10 protein-coding genes are annotated in these 20,050 nt (G+C 50.5%); 3 read left to right on the forward strand and 7 right to left on the reverse strand.

Going from position 1 to position 20,050, the window contains the following annotated elements; all coding sequences use genetic code 11:
- Window positions 1-456: 456 nt before the first annotated feature.
- Together BZK40_RS13515 and BZK40_RS13520 are read left to right on the forward strand one after the other, a co-directional pair.
- Entirely contained in the window at window positions 457-1,035 is a 579-nt protein-coding gene (locus tag BZK40_RS13515) for a helix-turn-helix transcriptional regulator (RefSeq protein ID WP_008784033.1), read from the forward strand.
- Window positions 1,036-1,232: 197 nt separating this feature from the next.
- The gene (locus BZK40_RS13520; RefSeq protein ID WP_079934816.1) at window positions 1,233-10,571 is read left to right on the forward strand and encodes an autotransporter outer membrane beta-barrel domain-containing protein; all 9,339 of its coding nucleotides are present in this window, start codon (window positions 1,233-1,235) and stop codon (window positions 10,569-10,571) included.
- 144 nt (window positions 10,572-10,715) lie between these two features.
- Here the strand turns inward: BZK40_RS13520 and BZK40_RS13525 are convergent, their stop codons facing one another.
- The 6 genes from BZK40_RS13525 to rclA all read right to left on the reverse strand — a co-directional run bounded on the left by BZK40_RS13525 (window position 10,716) and on the right by rclA (window position 15,753).
- Window positions 10,716-11,483: a putative bifunctional diguanylate cyclase/phosphodiesterase gene (locus BZK40_RS13525; RefSeq protein ID WP_003831149.1), complete on the reverse strand. Its 768-nt coding sequence runs from the start codon at window positions 11,481-11,483 to the stop codon at window positions 10,716-10,718.
- A gap of 100 nt (window positions 11,484-11,583) precedes the next feature.
- Window positions 11,584-12,165, reverse strand: a complete 582-nt coding sequence (locus BZK40_RS13530; RefSeq protein ID WP_020996560.1) for a helix-turn-helix transcriptional regulator — start codon at window positions 12,163-12,165, stop codon at window positions 11,584-11,586.
- A gap of 21 nt (window positions 12,166-12,186) precedes the next feature.
- Window positions 12,187-12,882 carry a flagellar brake protein gene (locus tag BZK40_RS13535; protein ID WP_048235924.1) on the reverse strand — a complete coding sequence of 232 codons (696 nt, stop codon included), beginning with the start codon at window positions 12,880-12,882 and terminating at the stop codon, window positions 12,187-12,189.
- A 570-nt stretch (window positions 12,883-13,452) separates the two neighbouring features.
- Window positions 13,453-14,013, reverse strand: a complete 561-nt coding sequence (gene rclC, locus BZK40_RS13540) for a reactive chlorine resistance membrane protein RclC (RefSeq protein WP_008784029.1) — start codon at window positions 14,011-14,013, stop codon at window positions 13,453-13,455.
- Window positions 14,014-14,024: 11 nt separating this feature from the next.
- Window positions 14,025-14,255 (reverse strand): reactive chlorine resistance periplasmic protein RclB, encoded by a 231-nt coding sequence (rclB, locus tag BZK40_RS13545; protein WP_048226462.1) that lies wholly within the window; start codon window positions 14,253-14,255, stop codon window positions 14,025-14,027.
- Window positions 14,256-14,427: 172 nt separating this feature from the next.
- A complete protein-coding gene (gene rclA, locus BZK40_RS13550; protein WP_079934818.1) occupies window positions 14,428-15,753 on the reverse strand; it encodes a reactive chlorine resistance oxidoreductase RclA in 1,326 nt (441 codons plus the stop codon).
- 237 nt (window positions 15,754-15,990) lie between these two features.
- Here rclA and rclR point away from each other — a divergent pair, with 237 nt between their 5' ends.
- Window positions 15,991-16,845, forward strand: a complete 855-nt coding sequence (rclR, locus tag BZK40_RS13555; protein ID WP_079934819.1) for a reactive chlorine-specific transcriptional regulator RclR — start codon at window positions 15,991-15,993, stop codon at window positions 16,843-16,845.
- Window positions 16,846-16,900: 55 nt separating this feature from the next.
- Here the strand turns inward: rclR and BZK40_RS13560 are convergent, their stop codons facing one another.
- Window positions 16,901-20,041, reverse strand: coding sequence for a CusA/CzcA family heavy metal efflux RND transporter (locus BZK40_RS13560; RefSeq protein WP_079934820.1), 3,141 nt, complete (start codon window positions 20,039-20,041; stop codon window positions 16,901-16,903).
- Window positions 20,042-20,050 lie beyond the last annotated feature (9 nt).

The following is a 20,050-nucleotide window of genomic DNA, read 5'->3' on the forward strand; positions in this document are numbered from 1 at the left end:
ATATTTCTCTCTTCTCCTCGACGCCCCTTCTCTTTGCCCTGGTCTTGATTAAGAATTCTCCTACCCACCAGTAAGCCCATTAAGAAAAACGGGTATCCATCTGAAATATAATGTTTTTCATGTAAATTCCCTCCAAAACAGATAGGAATACCCTGTCTTTATAGAAACCACTCAATCATTATTCATGCGATTCATAAGCGAAATCTATCAATCATTTACGCAGAGCTGAAATAAACGATTTATCTTAAATTTTAACAAAGTGTAATATCTACTTTAAGAATAGTTAATGATTCTAATAAATACAGAGAATATCTGTTTAATCTGGAATTAATAAGGATACGTTCACAGCACAGAACGTAATACGAGATTTAATTAACATTTCACGCGTCGCAAGAAACTCTTTTTTAACCTACAAAAAGAGGCGACTGCTTGCACCAAAATTTCAAGGAGATCGTTATGTCAAAGGCTATTTTTTTGGGTGACTCAATTTACCCTTGGCTAGGCATGCGAGAAATCCTACGTGGCTCATCATTATATATTGATATCGCGTATTACTCCTCCCAGACGCTCTCTGCTGTCAAAATGCTTCCTTATGAAACGGATTGCATCATCATTAATCCTGACAAATCAGATTTTTTAAAATATGCCAGGATTATCCGCAACATGGCTTTACGACCTGTCACCAAAATTATTGTTTTGGCAGATGAAGCTACTTTTACTCTTTTTCAAACCGTTTGTGGGAAGAACATGCTGTTTCTTGATCAAGATGCCAGTCTTGATCGGCTACACCATGCCGTTACACGTATCACAAAAAACAATAACCAACAAAATATCAAAGCATTACACAACAAGATCACAGCAAACGAATTCAACGTAATGATGATGCTTGCCCGAGGATGGTCACTGACACAAATCGCCGGGGCATCACAAAAAAGTGAAAAAACCATCGGGGCGTACAAAAGCAATATTGCCAGAAAACTCGGCAAAAATAACACCCGGCTCAAGTACACCATTTCTCACTATAGCCAGCCGTAACTGACTTATTTAAGGACAATTATCACGGTTATTATTTAAAAAAAGTTTTCTTTCGACTCGCTTTTTAATTCCGCATCGCACGGAAGGAAACCCTATTCCCAAAAATCTATTACCGGGTAGCACATCCGCGTGCCAACCATAGCCAACAACTCAATGTATTAACACATGCATAACAGGAATGTAGACGAGGGTTATATATGAACAAAGTTTACAGCATTATTTGGAACGCGGCGCTCGGTATCTGGGTGGTCGTTTCTGAATTAACCAAAGGAAAGAAAAAAAGCAGCTCGCGTAAAACGGTTGCGGTATTAGCAGCGGGTGCATTAAGCGCTGCTTCAATGCAGGTTTCCGCTGATCCGATTATCGATATCGGTGATCACAATATTTTCACCGACTACCAGGCAGGTATTTCCGTTGGGGATTATGCGGGTATCCACGACTACGGATTCTTATATAAAGATATCACTGCTGGTCAGGCGCTCAATATCAGCGGTGCGATCCCAACGATCAGTCCGGGTCAAAGTGGCGTTGTTGAATCAACGACCATCAGAGAGCTGCTGCAAACCGGCAAAATCACTCTTAAGGCCACCAGCCCTGACCAGAGCGTAAAAACGATTACTAATGCTGAAGAGCTGGCGGAATACCTGACGTACAACCGGTCGTCGACGCCTTCACAGAGCACAGAATTCTCTATTAACGACCCGGCATTTCCTGGTGAGCCGGCATCAATTAAAGTCTTTGATACCCAGGAGTTAAGTAGCTTTCTTACCGAATCACAGATCGGCGATTCGGTATTAAACACCTACGATCCAACGTTGTCTAAAATCTATAAACAATTTGGCATCGCGCTGGCGACAAATGGCTCCATAGCAAATCTGGATATTGGCAACGACACGCTCAATGTCCGCGACAAAGCCAATACTATCGAGTTGCTGGCTAAAGACTCCTCCTTGCTTGAGGCTCAGGACGCAGGTAGTCAGGTTAACTGGCAATCCGATAACTATATAAAATTTAACGCCGCCCCAGTTATCCCTGAAAAAACATTCGCCGGTTCAGCGCAAACCTCCGTGTTTGGCGATGAGTTTTCGTTCATGACGTATGGCTATAACGAGGATGGTGAAGTCGTTCAGACCGGTGAACGCAAGTTTACCATTACCAGTACGCAGGATCTGGCCGATTTCAACGACTGGTTGTTGGGCTACAGTAGCGACGCAGCAGAAAACCCTGAAGGGCAAAAGGTCAGCCAACTGCAGCTGTGGTTGGATGCAAATGTTGTCACTACCTCCACCGCAGCACAAACGAAGTACGCCGAGCTGATTGATAGCTTGATCAACTCCAGCAAATATTCAGACATGCTCACCTGGGATTACGACGTCTGGACCGACGGCTTGTCGCATAGCAATAACGCGACTGCTGGCCGCGGTGAGCTCCATGCCATTTACGCCAACGGTGCAGGCACCTCCGGCACCCTGAACAAAGATGCGATTATTGCCGTTGACGGCAGTATTAACGGTGTCATGAAATCCCTTAATGGCGGGGTTATCACTAACCTTGGCGAGCTGAACGCATTACGCACGTCTACCGGGCAGAGTCTGGCGATTGGCATGCTGGCAAAAGACGCGACGGCAACCAACAACGGGATCATCAACTCCGGGCTGTTTATCGACAAAGACGGCAATCAAAACGTCAACAGCTATGGCGCATTTGGCATGCAGGGGCAAGGCGCCAGCCAGATAGCAAACAACGGCACCATTAACCAGGCGATCACCACCGATAACTTTGGTACCGCGTCGGCAGCCGATCCCTGGAGTAAGGATGAGCCAGATTCTTCGCTGACGCTGGCTATTGGTATGCAATTGTCTGACGATGCGCAAGGGGTCAACAACGGTGATATCAACGTCGTGGACGGGCGCAAAAACGGTGCATCCTTTGCCAAAGGCACCGCTTATGGCGTAGAAGTCGCCGGGAATGCCACTTTCACTAACGCTCAGGATGCCTCAATTTATCTTGGTCGCGACGCAAGCGATCCGTCTAAAGATGTCACGATGGCTGGCGGCTCTAGTCTGAGCGCCGGGATCATGACCAAAAGTGCCAAAGAGGTGATTAACAACGGTCTGATCACGCTGGGAACCGGGATACGCAACGCCGCGGGGATTCTGGTCGGGAATGCTACAGGCAACGTTCTCAATACCGGCAATATCGTGATCAATGGAGGTTCTGACGGGGGCAGCAGTAAAAACTACGGCATCTCCGTACGCGACAGCGGCGCGGAAAATAATCAGGAAATCCGCAACGACGGCAAGATTAACGTAAATGGCACCAACAACGTGGGGATCCACGTTAGCGCCAATAACAAAAATGCCGAAGTCACCACCAGCGCTGCGGGCTCTATCGTGGTGGACGGAGAAGGCGGCGTCGGTAACCGTAACTACGCTATTTGGGCTGAAGGTGGCAGCAGCGGCCAGGCAGTGGTCAACGTTTACTCCAACATTACGCTGGATAAAGCCGGTAACATCGGTGTGCACGTACGTGATAACGCCATCGCTAACGTTGACAGTCTTAGTAGCCCGACATTCAACAACACCGATCAGATTGGTTATTACCTGTATGGTAAAGGCGCTACCGCCAATATTGGTCAGGCGGTGATGAATGACAATGGTCAGGATCGCACCACCATTTTCCGTATCGCCAATGGCGCATTGCTGGCCGGTAACACGACTAACCCGAAAGATCAGTCCAGTTCCAACCTTGATCTTACCCTCAACGGTAAGAATTCCGTGGGCGTTCTCGCCACCGGCGCTGGCAGTAGCGTAGATACTGGTGAAGCAACGTTTGCCGTTAAGGGCAGCGACTCAGCGGCACTGGTAATCGAAGGCGGCGCGAAAGGGACCATCAGTGATAAAACCACCATCAATTTAACCGGCGAAAGAACCATTGCCGGGGTTGTGGATGGTCAGGCTCACCAGTTGAATGGTCGCACGCAGGGTGATCCTACTAGCACCACCCTCACCTCGAACGCGAAGATTACCTCTGAAGCTAGCGGCAATGAGGTTATCGCCTATGTGGCGAGAAATCAGGGCAACCTGATCCTGGATACCAACTCGATTATTGATCTGGCCAGCGTCGACAGCATCGGTGTTGATGTTCAACAAGGCGGGAGCTTAACCAATAACTCTTCCAGCGCTCTGCATGTCAGCAACGGCATCGGTGTTAGAGCTTCAGGTGCCAGCGCACAGATCAATACACTGGGCAAAGTTCAGGTTGATAATGGTACTGCCGGGGTTCTGCTCACCCAAGGAGCCAGCCTGCTAATTAACGGTATTTCTGGCGACAGTATTACTACCGATGGCACCGCTGACGGTATTCGTCTGGCCGAAGGCGCTGGCGCTCTGTCCGCGCAAAATGTGGAGATCAGTGCAAAGGGTGACGGTGCAGGCATTCAAAACGATGCTAACAATAACAATATCCTGTTACGAAACGTCACCATAAACTCCAACGATGGCGCAGGCATCCGCACCAGCGTGGCGTTGACCATGACCGATAAAGACAGCGCTGGAAATATCCTCAACGTCAACGGGAAAGGTACCGGCTTCGCTTTTGAACAACGCGACGGCGGCTCGGTGACGGGCGATCTGACCATCGGAAAAGGCTACACCATTGAGGTGCTGAACAGCGAAGGCAGCGGTATCCGCGCTAATACCAACGGTAATGTCACCACCAATGCCGACATTAACGTGCATAACGACGCAGGCGGTTCGGCGATCATCGCGAAAAACGTCAGCGCCTTGACCAACAGCGGCAAGATTATCTCTGCCAGCACCACCTCACCGGTAATTGACGCCAGCGGCGACAGCAGTAAAACCATTACCAACACGGGAACCCTGCAGGCCATCAACGACACGGCCGTGGCCATTCAGTCCGGCAAAGGCAATGACACCATTGATATCAGCGACGGTGTAACCAGCGGCGTAATCAATACCGGCGAAGGTGCGGACATCTTTAACTGGCGTAGTGGCTCCTATGCGGGTGAAGTGAATTTCGCCGGTACTGGCGGTAACAATAAAGCCAACATCGGCAATGTGACGCTGGATAAAACACGCCACATCACTACTGAAGCTGGTAGCGGCAACGCCCTCACCTTCACCGATACAAAAGGTGCGAAGATTGGTACGCTGGCGAGCGACAATCTGACCACTGGCACCAACATCGGCACCGGCTGGGATTCGCTGACCATCAGCGGCTCAAACGCGGATGTCCGCGTCGTAGAAAACCTGACACTGGCAAGCAAAACCATTGCCGTAAACAATGGCGCAACCCTGAGCACCGGCGACCACGTCGAGCCGACCAGTACTGCAGCAAGCATTGGCGATTACAATGTTACGACCCAGGGCACAGGCAGCCGGGTTATCTTCGATACCCAGGGTGATGCTTCAGCGGCGCAAATTTATCGCGGTATCATCAGCGGTGACGGGAAGTTCGAACGTGCGGCGGGCGGTACCACGATCTTCACAGCTAACAATACCTACACCGGCTCTACCACTATCGCTCAAACCGGTACGCTGCAGTTGGGTGACGGCGGAAATACAGGCGAAGTCAGCGCCGTGTCAGACATTATCGACAACGGCATATTGGCGATTAATCGCGTCAACACCGTGCTGCTCAACGGCGTGATCTCAGGTATTGGCGCGCTACAGCAAATCGGCGGCGGCATTACCCGTCTGAACGGCAACAACACCTATACCGGCGACACCACCGTTACCAACGGCACGCTGCTGGTGAATGGCGATCAAAGCGCGGCACGCGGTGCCACCACCGTTAGCGGCACGTCCACACTTGGCGGTAATGGCACTATCGGCGGCAACGTGCTGATGAACGATGCCGCGACCCTCAGCGCCGGTGACGGTGGTGCGGGTACGTTATCCATTAACGGTAATCTGCAGCTTGGTAGCAAAACGACTTCCGCTTTCGAACTGGGTCAGGCCTATACGCCAGGCGGCGCGCTAAACGATCTGATTAACGTCGCGGGCGATCTGCAACTGGACGGGACTCTGGATGTCACCACTTCACAGGGCGGTAACTTCGGACCGGGCGTGTACCGTATCTATAACTACGGCGGCACGCTGGATAACCAGACGCTGGAATTAGGCGCAATACCGGACAGTCAGGATAAGAGCAATATTTTTGTCCAGACCTCCATCGACAAACAGGTCAACCTGGTGAACGCCAACGGCGTTACCCTGCAGTTCTGGGACGGCGCAACCGTTAATCAGAGCCACGGCGCGTCGGGCATTGAAGGCGACAGCAAAATTGACGGTGGCGATGGCAAATGGATGGCAATCGGCAGCCAGGGTGATAACAACTGGACCACTGCAACCGGTGAAGGTAACGCCCCTTGGGCACAGAAGTCCTTCGCCGTCTTCACCACCAAAGGCGGTACAGTTACCGTGGACAACGCCGCGGGAGAAGTTAACTTCTCCGGAGCACAGTTTGATGCCGATGGCTATGTCGTTAAAGGCGATGCGCTTAACGCGTATGCCACCACGGAAAACGCGACCCACGCAGGCCAGACGCCGGGAACTGGCGAACTGCTGCTGCGCGTTGGCGCCGGTGGCGCGGGGCAAAACTATACCGCGACCATTGAGTCTGTTATCCGCGAAGCCAGTACTGCTGATAAGCTGACGCTGGTGAAAACCGACCTTGGCCGTCTGATCCTCAGCGGCGATAACGAGTATCGCGGCGGCACGCGCATTGATGGCGGCACGTTGCAGATCTCCTCCGACAGCAATCTCGGCCAGAGCGGAACTGACCTGGCAATCAATAACGGTTCAACGCTGCAACTGGGCGCGGACCTGACCAGCAATCGCACCATCGAGCTGGGAGCGAATGAGAACGCAGCGGTGTTCGATCTCAATTCGCACCACTTCACGCCAACCGGTGAGATTACCGGCGACGGTAAACTGAAAGTCACCAGCAGCTCTAGCGATGCGGGCAGCACCTTGTCGCTCGACCGCGCAAACAGCTACAAAGGCGACACAGAAATTGCTGGTACCGGAAACGCCAACAATGTGACGGTCAACGTCAGCAAAACCGGAGCCTTTGGCAGTAACGAAAGCAGCACCGTGAACGTCAATAAGGGAGCGACGCTCAATGTCAGCGGGACAGATACCAGCCTGAAATCCCTGACCATGAACATCGCCGACAGCCTGTTAACGCTGGCAGATAACGTCACCGCAGCGAGCGCAATGCTGAACCTGACGGGCACGGCAAAAGCGGTGTTAACCAACAACGCCACCGCGGGCAACGCGACGGTTAACGTGTCAAAAGACAGTACTCTGGCGCTGGAAGAAGACGCCAGCGGCGGCAATGCCACCGTGAACAACAGCGGGCTGATGACCTTTGCTGACCTGGCGATGGCAGAAAATACCGTCGTTAAAAACCTGGCGGGCGGTAAGGTCGATATCAGCGCAGTCGACAGCGCAACATCGATCGGCTCCTTGTCCGGCGCGGGTAATGTCGAACTGGGCAATAAAGAGCTGTCGCTGGGTAATCTGCATCTTGATGACACCATCAGCGGCATTATCAGCGGCAACGACGGCAGCCTGGTGAAAATCGGTGACGGCACGTTAACGCTGACCGGCGACAACACATACACCGGCACCACGGACGTCAATGAAGGCGTACTGCTGGTCAACGGTAATCAGTCTGCGGCTACCGGCCAGGTGACCGTGAAATCCGGGGCAACGCTCGGCGGTAACGGGATTATTGGCGGCGCGGTTGATGTACTGGACGACGCTCATATTACCGCGGGTGCAGCTATCAACAGCGTGGGTAAACTGACTACCGGTTCGCTGACGCTCAGTGATAACGCACAGCTGGATTATCAGTTTGGTCAGGCTTACACCCCGGGCGGTGCTTTCAACGACTTGATTGACGTTAATGGCGATCTGACGCTCGACGGTAAGCTCAACATTGAAACCTCACCGGGCGGCAGCTTTGATGTCGGCGTCTATCGCGTCATCAACTACACCGGCACATTGACCAACAATGTGATGGATATTGCTAACGCGCCGGAAGCGGCTGACAGCCTGTACGTGCAGACATCGGTGAAAAATCAGGTCAACCTGGTCAACCACGCAGGACTAACGCTGCGCTTCTGGGACGGCACCGGTGGTGAAAATGGCGAGCTGAAAAACAACGGCGTCATCAACGGCGGCGACGGTATCTGGCAATCCAGCCAGGGTAACGACAACTGGACTACCGATGAATCAACGCCGGAAGGCGCGCTGAACGCACCGTTTACCGATGCCGCGTTTGCCGTCTTCCAGGGTGAAGCAGGCAACGTGACCGTCGATAACAGCAAAGGCGACGTCATCATCAGCGGCGCGCAGTTCGCCACCGATGGTTATCGCGTGGGCGGCGAAGCCATTACCACCGATACGGCCAACACCCTGATTCGCGTTGGCGATGGCACAGTAGACGGCGCCAACTACACCGCGACTATCGACAGCGTGATCCGCGGTACCGGCGGCCTGAATAAAGGCGATCTCGGTACCCTCATCCTCACGGGCGACAACACCTACAGCGGTGGAACGACCATCACCTCCGGGACGCTGCAGGTAGCGGGCGATACCAACCTGGGTGCGGCAAATACGGGAATTACCTTTAATGGCGGTACGCTGAAGTATGGCGAAGCGTTTGATACTGCCCGTCAGGTGACGCTGGAATCCGGCGGCGGGACATTCGACACCAACGGGCATGACGTTTCTCTGCTGACGGAAGTCGAAGGTAATGGTCAACTGACCAAAACCGGTAAAGGCTCCCTCACCCTGACGCTGGATAACACCTACACCGGTGGCACCACCATCGAACAAGGCGTTTTACAGTTGGGTAACGGCGGCGATATCGGCAGCATTCAGGGGGATGTCGTTGATAACGGCGTACTCAACGTCAATCGTGGCGATACCCTGGCGCTGACCGGCAATATCAGTGGTAAAGGCCAGTTGCATCAGACCGGTAGCGGCATTACCGAGCTGCAAGGTGAAAACAGCTACAGCGGCGCGACGTTGATCGCCAACGGCGTGTTGCAAGCGGGTAATGCCAACACCCTGAGTAGCGCATCGCACCACTATGTGGTCGCAGACACCACGTTGAACACTCAGGGTTACAACCAAACGGTAGCGGGCCTGAGCAACGGTGGCGATGTCTCGCTCATCGGTCAGCAGACTGGCACAACCTTAACCGTCAAAGGGGATTACACCGGCGAAAAAGGGACTATCAACATGGCGGCTATCCAGAATGGTAGCGGCTCAGGCATTGCCGACCGTCTGATTATCGATGGCGGTAAAGCCAGCGGTAGCACGCTGCTGGATGTCGATGGTTCTGGTCTCGGCGCGCCGACCATTGGGGATGGTATCGAAGTGGTGACAGCGCTCAATGGCGCAACCACCACCGCACAAACGTCGCGGGATGCCTTCCATCTTGCCGCCGATCGTATGGCTGCAGGTGCGTTTGAGTACCAACTGCATGCGGGTAATGCTCAGGGCCAGGGTGAAAACTGGTATCTGAGAAGTGAATACCGTCCAGAAACCATGCTGTATTCTGGCCTCGCCAGCGTCGTACGTCAGGGTGATCTTAGCCTGTTGGGTAACATGCACCAACGTATGGGTGACGAGGTTAAACCGGGCATTGATGAAGACAATCGCGCGTGGGCAAGAATGATTGGCTACTCCGGTAAAACCAAACTGGATGATGCGGCCGGTACGCAAACCAGCTCCCATACCATGGGCATTCAGGTCGGCGTTGATATGTATGCTAACGAAAGCTGGAAAGCCGGGATGTATACCAGCATCCTTGATATCGACAGCAACGTGAAAGGCACGAAGACAGGCAGCGATGGCAAAGGCGGTAACATCGACGACAACGCATTTTACGTCGGCGGCTATGCTACCTGGTTCTCGGGTGACGGTATGTATGTTGATAACGTCCTGCAGTACGGTAACCATAAATCCCGCCTGGAGGCGACCGGTAACAACGGCTCGTATACGGTCAGAGGCAACACGCTGACGGCGTCGACAGAGGTAGGTAAATCGTTCCGTTTAGGTGCCAGCGCATGGAGTCTGGAACCTCAGGCTCAGTTGATCTACCAGTACAGCGACTTTGATAACAGCACGCTGGATGGTGTGACCCCAACGAAAGTGAAAATGGATACTGCGGATTCCTTTACCGCGCGTCTGGGCGTGCGTCTGGTCGCTGACTATGACACCAACCATGGCAAATTCCAGCCGTATGGCAGGGTAAACGTCTGGCAGGGTCTGGGTTCAAAAGACAAAACGCACTTTACCAATGCGGTAGCCACCACCACGCTGGAATCTTCACAGCAGTACTCCAGCACTGAAGTTGCAGCCGGCCTGTCATGGTCCATCGACAGAAACCTGCAGGTCTACGGTGAGCTGGGTACGCAATTCAGCAACGGCGGCAGTAAATCGCAGGTAGAAGCGCCGGTCAATGCCTCTATCGGCTTTAAGAAATCGTTCTAAGCTGACATAAACTCACCAGCCCCCTGTTCTGCAGGGGGCTTTTTTTTGCCGTTCAAAGCCGCCTGATGCGCTACGCTTATCAGGCCTACAGACTTAACAGCAACGCGGAACAACCAAGGGGTTGGGAAACGTGAAAAGGAGGGATTAACGATTATATTGTGCTAAGAGTGAAGGGATCTCTTCTGCCAGCACCGGGGGAGAAATGAAAAAGCCTTGAATTTTGTCACAACCAATCTGCATCAACCGCTCCAGCTGGGACTGGGTTTCCACCCCTTCGGCAAGAACTTCAATGCCAAAATTATGCGCCAGTGAAATAATACCCTCAACAATCTTCGTTGATCGGGTGTCGGGCTCAATACCGGTGACAAATTCCTTATCAATTTTTAAAGTGTCAAAAGGATATTTCAACAGGTAATTAAGATTAGCATGGCCGGTTCCAAAATCATCAAGTGCAAGCTTGACCCCTATCGCCTTTAATTCCGTCATATTTTTAGCCGCAATCTGACTGTCGCACAGCGGTGACGTTTCCGTGACCTCTATTTGGCATCGATGGACCGGCAGTCCGGAAGTGGCAAGATTTTGTCTGACGCGTTGGGGTAGCAGAGGATCGCAGAATTCAAGCGCGGAAATATTGACGGATAATACAATGGGGTCAGGCCAGGAAGTTGCAACATCCCACGGAGAGTGAGTAACCATATCTTCAATGGAAATAATATTGCCGCTATCTTCCAGTAAGGTAATAAAAACATCGGGAGAGATCATACCCATCTGAGGACTATTCCAACGCATTAATGCTTCAAATCCGCTTATACGCTGGGCATGCAAATTGAAAATAGGCTGATAAACCATATAAAGTTGACTGGTATTCAAAGCCTTTTCAAGCGCAGTTAGCACCTCATTGGAATTAAACATTCCCCTCTCCCTCTACAAATCATAAAATTAAAAACCAGTCAAAATCACTCCCAAATTGTATCTACTATTAGGTGTATTACATCAGAAAAGAATGGTCAGGTTAGGGTAAAAAAGACATACGATGGGTAAATCTGACAATTAACTTATTTAAATCAGAGGTATTGGTCAGGCCAAGTTTGGCGACGACTCTCATCTTATGTGCCTGAATCGTTTTATAGTTCAGGCTAACTAACTCAGAAATTTCTTTGGCTGTATAACCACTTACCAGTAAGTTCAGGATCTGCTGTTCTCTTTCGGTTAATCTCTTCTGCGAACGATACAGTCGGGGGTTCCATTTCCCGACTGATAATTTCGCCAATTGACCAAAATCGCGCAGTGAAGATTTTTCAGTCAAAACTATTGTTTTTTCGACATATAATAACTCTACGCATAATTTCGCCACCGAACTATCAGCAACAATCACCACGACGTTATTATAAAATTTGAATCGGTTTTTATTCAAAAACTGAACAATGTCTGAACACGCTTGTTCATTATCAATGATATTAAAAACCATGGTTTGATGCTGGCATAATGATGACTGATGCAACATATCCTCAAACTGGAATGTTTGTATCGGTACATGTTTGCTGGTCAGGTAGGCAAACATACCATTGCCCACAAAATTATCACTGCCACACATCAACATCCTGTTCACCGTTCCTTATAAGCTTCTAATCTTGTTACTCATTAAAAATTTAATAATGATTTTCTCGACTTCAGTCTCTTCACGACGATTTTTAAAGTCGAACTCACATGAGATCTGATGACAGGAATACAACTGGTTATCCTCATCAAATTCATTGATCGGGACGACATCGATCACTTTTAAGTCCAGTTGTAAACTGCCAAAGGTATCGAAATCCAGAGATGCATTTTTAATCACCGCATCTTTATAAAGAAAACGGGCGTTTACATCTTTAACGATTAACGCACAACCACCCTGCGAGATATTTTTAATCTTGAGAGAGTAGTTTTCTCCATTTTTGTAACGACCAAAACAGAAAAAGTCATAACCCTTCAGGAATGAAAAACGCTGATTTTGTCTCTGCTGGGCAAAGAAAATCATATCCGGGATGAAGTAGGATAATCCTGCTTCCGCACCTGCTGACGAGGTTTGTTCGAACCTGGCACTAAATTTTACAATCCCGCTTTCGCTGTGCAGGATAAAGTATTGGACCTTTTCAGGAACAATGTCTCCGTGTCTGGAGATGACAAACCGTTCGAAATCAATCTTCTCTAACTGCGTGATAACGCTACTGTCTCCACACAGGATTTCCAGTTTCGTTTTCTTATGAAGCTCTTCACGAAGGATAGCGATGATTTCAAACTTGTCTTCCTTTGCTAAGCCAAAGCTCATTCTAAAACCCTTATTTCCATATTTAAGATATGTCCCGCCTTTGGTTACTCACAAAACGCGAGATCAGCATCCACCCCTGGTGCTTAATTACCATAGTGGATTCCATGTCAAACAGTTGGTTAAAAATTAAGTTTTTAACTATCTTTAGTCAGTTATTGATACGTAAAAACATTTAATCAGGATTAATTCTAGCTCAAGCCAGGCCTAAAACCACGCGAACTTGCGTACTGGCTATAACAAAAGCGAATAACAAAATTTTTAAAATGAGGTTTTGAGATAACAAATAGCAAGAATTGTACAGAAAAAAAATAAAGCAATCATGATGGAGGGGCTACGCAACATGCGGGTTGGCGTGCTATCGCGGGGGATAAGAGAAGATGTTTACTGCACTCTATCATTAACTAAAATATAGCCCTGACTCGTTATGCTTCTAAATTGAATAATTGCAATTTATATATGCTTAATAAATTTACCTTAAGTCAGAAAAAAAGCCAGCATCCTGCTGGCCCGGTAAGTACCGAATCGAACTATAGTGGCTTGCTATCTTACAGAGGGCACAACGTTAAAAATTCAATACCGCTGCTTAATTATTGATCGGGATGAATCTGCGATAATCATCACTGCTCCCGCCAACATTAACGTATCTTTTAACACCAACCGCCCGGCGCCTGACAAGTACGGAAATCCGTGGTGTAAATCACCCAGCGGCATTACCCATGCTTCTGGAGTGGTTATTAAAAATGATAAGGTAACAATTGGTGTGGCAAATGCCAGAACACCGCCAATTAATCCCAACCAACGGCTAACAGGATTAGCCAGCACCAGCAAAGCGATAAGAACTTCGACTACGCCCAGGCCATTTGAGAACGTATACGTGTTATTCGCTGTCTGCCATTCACGAGCCTGTGGTTTGAATTCACCTTCGTGGGTTAAATGTTGTTTGTATTCTTCTGGATGCTCATAAAAAAATGACATTACCGGACTATTGGCGACAAACGGCGTAATGCTGTCGGCTTCGTAAGGTACAAATTTTAATAAACCAATCCAGATAAAAACAATCGCGATACTCAGGCGAATCAAGGTTAATCCAACTCTATCGCCTTTGCCCAATATACGAAGATACTTTTCCATCCCGGCTCTCCTCACTTGTACAAAATTGCCGTTGCGTGAGTGCTGCTATCAATGCGCATTGAGGTAATTTTCCAGGAAGTCGCATTCTTTTCCTGCGCCAGTTTCGCAATGGCATCTTCCATCACGGAAGGAGAGCCAGACACGGCTGATACGCTAACGTGGGCAACCTCTGTTTGCGCTAACGCGGAAAATGTCACCGGAGCAGTCAGTAACGCAGTCATTAGTAACGTAGACTTAAATATGTTCATTTCTATTTCCATTAACGAGTTATTTCAGTGGGAATATAATAAAACATGTCACTTTATTTTATTTCATCCGTAACGCCAGAATAACTGTCAATTAGTATCAGGAGTATAAAAAACAAATAAAAAAAAGCCCCACACGGGTGGGGCAAATATGCAGACTACGTTATTATCATTTTATGAGAGAAAAGAGATCGTTTAATGATTCGCTCATACTTGGATGGGTAAATATCTGGTCACGCAATGTGGTATAAGGTAACCCCGCGTCCATAACCGTCTTGATGATATTAATCATTTCATGAGAATCCACGCACAGCAGCGATACGCCTAATATTTGTTTCGTTTCACTATCCACCACCGCTTTAAGAACACCACGCGTATCATTCATCACCCGCGCTCGCGGGATAGCCGCTACCGGCAACGTCACGACTTGCACCGCCGCACCGCTGGCGCGAGCCTGTTCTTCAGTCATTCCGACGCGGGAAAGCGGCGGCGTCATAAAGACGGAATACGGTACGTTTTGGCGATCGCCCGTGTTACGTAACCCCTCGCCTAGCAGGTTGTCACGCACAATACGGAAGTCATCCAGCGAGATATAGGTAAATTGTAATCCACCAGTGACATCGCCCATTGCCCAAATATTGTCTGCCGATGTACGCAAATATTTATTCACAACAATGGCACCACGATCGTTTACATCCACACCCGCTTTCTGCAATTGCAGGTTTTCTGTCGCCGGTTTGCGACCTGATGCTACCAACAGCGCATCCACCGTCTGGCCCCCCTCCGGAATGTGCAGCTGTACTGCACCATCATGCGAGGAGACCGACTGCACGTTGGCATTGAGGATCAGCTCGACGCCTTTGTCGCGTAAAATGTTGGCGATAGCGTCAGCAATATCCCGGTCCTCACGAGGCAAAAACTGCGGAGCTGCTTCATAAATAGTGACTTTGCTACCAAAGTTGGCAAACATCGATGCGAATTCAACGCCGATATACCCACCGCCCAAAATGCCCAGACGCTCTGGACGTTGCGCCAAATTCAACAGCCCGGTGCTGTCAAATACGCCAGGTGTCGTGGTTAATCCCTCAACGTTTGGAATCGTTGACTGGGCGCCAGTATTAATAAAGATTTTCTCGCCGCTCAGCTCAATCTCGCCTGTTGACTGCACGACTCGCACAGTATGGTTATCAACGAATTCAGCACGACCTTCAATCACATCCACGTTTTCCAGATCGGCAAGATTATGGAAATTTTTATCGCGCAGAAAACTGACAACAGAGGCCTTGCGTTGCATTGCTTCGGCAAAGTCATGCTGAAGTTCAGCATCATGTACCAGGGTTTTGGTTGGGATACAGCCGATGTTGATGCATGTCCCGCCATACATGGTGTTTGACTGTTCAATAATCGCTACCCGCCAACCCGTTTTGGCCAGTGTTGCCGCCAGCGTTTTACCCGCTTTGCCAAATCCAATAATAATCGCCTGATACTGATTCATGCTGTCTCTCCGCCAAGTCACTGTTCGTTTGATGAACTGAAATATAGCTCTAACTCTGCCGAAACAATGTATCCACAACTCGCAGATAACTGTCAGATCGTCTAAATTAGCCTTAAAGATGACTAACATTTCGAGAATGAATTATTACACTAACACTTTGAAGGTATTAATATAATAATGAAATAAAGAGATAATATCGTTTCAATAAACGACAACAAAAAATGTTCAGGAGTCTCCATGGATGCCCTTAGCCGATTACTGATGCTTAACGACCCACAAGGCTCAATTGACCAAAACTGCCTACTGAGCAGGGACTGGCAACTGCCTCACGCAGCAGGTGAATTGTCCATTATCCGCTGGCATACGGTCACACAAGGGGCAGCCCAACTGGACATGCCCGATGGGACATCTTTTACTCTGCGGCCCGGTACTATCGTGATCCTGCCGCAAAACTCCGCACATCGGCTCTGCCAGTCTGGCGATGAACAAACACACATTGTTTGTGGCAGCCTTCGATTGCACGCTTCCTCACGCTATTTTTTAACTGCGTTACCGGAAGTATTGGTTCTGGCACCTGATGAAAATAGCCCTGTCAGCTATTGGCTCAAGGCCATGATTGTGTTGATGCAACAGGAATCCTTGAGTACTCTGCCAGGTTCCAGTGTAGTCTGCAGTCAACAATGCGCCACACTGTTCGCCTTAGCCGTTCGCGAATGGTTAACCAAGGCGACCCCCGTTCAAAACGTGTTAAATCTACTGCTTCATCCCAAACTAGGGGCTGTCGTCTTCATGATGCTGGAGTCACCGGCGTTTGCCTGGACCGTCGAAGAATTGGCGAAACGTGCGCATATGTCGCGGGCCAGCTTCGCGCAGCTATTTCGTGAAGTCTCAAACTCCACGCCGCTCGCAGTATTAACCACTTTACGCCTGCAATTCGCTGCCCAGATGCTGTCACGTGGGTCGCAGCCATTGGTTGTGGTGGCCGAGTCGGTAGGCTACGCCAGCGAATCGTCATTCCATAAAGTCTTTTTACGGGAATTTGGCTGCACGCCGGGTGAGTACCGCAAACGCGTGAAGGCACTGGAGGTATAACGCGGCGCCTGCTTCGGCAACAAATCCGAATGCAGGCGCGCGCTTTAGAGCATTATTATTGACCGCGGTGTCTGTGCAGCCACATCAGCTTATACGCAGCCGGAATAATGAATAGCGACAGCAATGGTGCGGTGATCATGCCGCCAATCATCGGCGCGGCTATGCGGCTCATGACTTCTGAGCCTGCTCCCGTCCCCCACAAGATAGGTAACAGACCCGCGATAATCACCGCCACGGTCATCGCTTTTGGCCGCACGCGCAGCACGGCACCGTGATATAACGCTTCATCCAGCTTGTCCGCCGTAAAGGTTTGCGGATTTTCCAGCGCGGGTTCGGCTTCAATAGCGTGACGCAAGTACATCAGCATCACCACGCCAAACTCCGCAGCAACACCTGCCAGGGCGATAAATCCGGTTCCGGTTGCAACCGACATATGGAACCCCATCCAGTAAAGGAACCAGATACCGCCCACCAGCGCAAAAGGCACACTGGTGATAATCAGCAGCGCTTCGCCAAAGCGACGGAAGGCCAGATAAAGCAATACGAAGATAATCATCAGCGTCATTGGCACCATCAACTTGAGCTTATGGCTGGCGCGCTCAAGCAGCTCGAATTGCCCTGAAAACGCCACGCTGGTCCCAGGCTTTAACTGGACCTTTTCAGCAATAGCCTTTTTCAGATCGTTTACCACTGAGACCATGTCACGATCTCGGGCGTCGATGTAAATCCAACTGGTTGGTCGCGCATCTTCGGTTTTCAGCATCGAAGGCCCCGAAACCACCGTCACATCGGCGACATCCGCCAGCGTAATTTGCTGTTTCATGGGCGTCAGAATCGGCAGATTACGCAATGCTTCCGGGCTATCACGATAGCTCTGCGCATAGCGCAGGTTGATAGGATAGCGTGCAATCCCTTCCACCGTTTCGCCCACCATTGCCCCTCCTACTGCTGAGGTCACAAACAGCTGCACAGCACCTACGGTCATGCCGTACCGGGCCGCTTTTTCACGATTAATATCTACGTTGAGATAGCGTCCGCCCACCAGACGCTCGGCCAGCGCCGAAGAGACACCCGGCACGGTTCTGGCCACCTCTTCAATTTGCTCCGCCGTGGCGTCGATATCTGCCAGAATATTACCCGACACCTTAATGCCAATTGGGCTTTTGATCCCCGTAGAGAGCATGTCGATACGGTTACGAATCGGCGGAACCCACAGATTCGCCAGCCCCGGCAAGCGTACGGTTTTGTCCAGCTCGGCGATGATTTTGTCCATCGTCATCCCCGGACGCCACTGGTCCTGCGGCTTCAGTTGGATCGTCGTTTCAACCATTTCCAGCGGTGCGGAGTCTGTTGCGGTTTCTGCCTTACCGGTTTTACCAAACACGCGCGCCACTTCCGGAACGGTCATGATCAGCTTGTCGGTTTTTTGCAGCATGTCCGCTGCCTGCGCCGCTGAGATCCCCGGCAATGTCGAAGGCATATACAGCAGATCGCCTTCGTTAATCTGCGGCAGGAATTCACCACCGACTTTATTCAGCGGGTAGACAACCGTCAGTATTGAAAGCACCGCCACCAGAATGGTGGTCTTGGGCCAGTGCAACACCTTCAGCAACAACGGATGGTAAATACGGATCAGAAAACGGTTAAGCGGGTTGCTACTTTCGGCCGGTATTTTTCCACGGATCCAGAATCCCATCAGGATCGGAATAACCACAATCGCCAGAAATGCCGCCCCTGCCATGGCATACGTTTTGGTGAACGCCAGCGGGCCAAACAGTCGCCCTTCTTGCCCCTCAAGCGTGAAAATGGGGATAAACGACAACGTGATGATCAACAGGCTGATGAACAATGCCGGGCCGACTTCTACCGAGGCGTCAGTAATAACCTTCCAGCGCGTTGCGTTATCGAGCTTTTCATTCGGATGCTGATGCCCCCACTCTTCCAGCCGCTTATGGGCGTTTTCAATCATCACGATTGCGGCATCAACCATCGCCCCGACGGCAATGGCAATTCCCCCTAGCGACATGATGTTGGCGTTCAAACCCTGGAAATGCATCACGATAAACGCGATACACAGCCCCAGCGGCAAGGAAATAATCGCCACCAGCGCCGAACGCAGATGCCACAGGAACAGTGCGCACACCAGCGCCACGACGATAAACTCTTCCAGCAGCTTGTAGCTGAGGTTATCAATGGCGCGATCGATGAGCTGACTGCGATCGTATGTTGTAACTACCTCTACGCCTTCCGGCAGGCTGCTTTTCAGCGTGTCGAGTTTGGCTTTAACGGCAGAGATCACCTCACGCGCATTTTTACCGGAACGCAGGATAACCACCCCGCCCGCGACTTCGCCTTCGCCATTCAGTTCGGCGATCCCACGGCGCATTTCCGGTCCAATCTGTACGCGCGCCACATCGCGCAGGTAAACAGGTACACCGTCGGCCCCTGTTTTCAGGACGATGTTATTGAAATCATCGAGCGTTTGCAGATATCCACTGGCGCGGACCATATATTCCGCTTCAGCCATCTCAACAGATGAGCCGCCCGCTTCCTGATTCGACGTATCCAGCGCCGATTTCACGTCCGCCAGGCTGATGCCATATTGCGTCAGCTTCATCGGATCGATAACGACCTGATACTGTTTAACCACGCCGCCTACCGAAGCGACCTCCGCCACGTTAGGAATCGTTTTTAACTCATACTTTAAAAACCAGTCCTGAAGAGAGCGTAATTCCGCCAGATCATGTTTCCCACTGCGATCCACCAGCGCGTACTCAAATATCCAGCCGACGCCCGTGGCGTCCGGTCCCATTTCCGCGCTAACGCCAGCCGGTAATTTTCCCTGAACCTGGTTGAGATACTCCAGTACGCGCGAGCGCGCCCAGTAAGGATCGGTACCATCTTCGAAAATGACGTACACGTAGGAATCACCAAACTGCGAGAAACCGCGCACGGTTTTCGCACCCGGTACCGACAGCATGGTGGTGGTCAGCGGGTAGGTCACCTGATTTTCAACAATTTGCGGCGCCTGCCCCGGATAACTGGTTTTGACGATCACCTGAACATCAGAGAGATCGGGCAGCGCATCAACCGGCGTATTGATGATGGTCCAGGTTCCCCAGACGCTAAGAAACAGCGCCCCCATCATCACCAGAAAACGGTTTGCCACCGAACGACGGATAATCCATTCAATCATTTATCATGT

The sequence above is a fragment of the Citrobacter portucalensis genome, assembly GCF_002042885.1.
Taxonomy (GTDB): domain Bacteria; phylum Pseudomonadota; class Gammaproteobacteria; order Enterobacterales; family Enterobacteriaceae; genus Citrobacter; species Citrobacter portucalensis.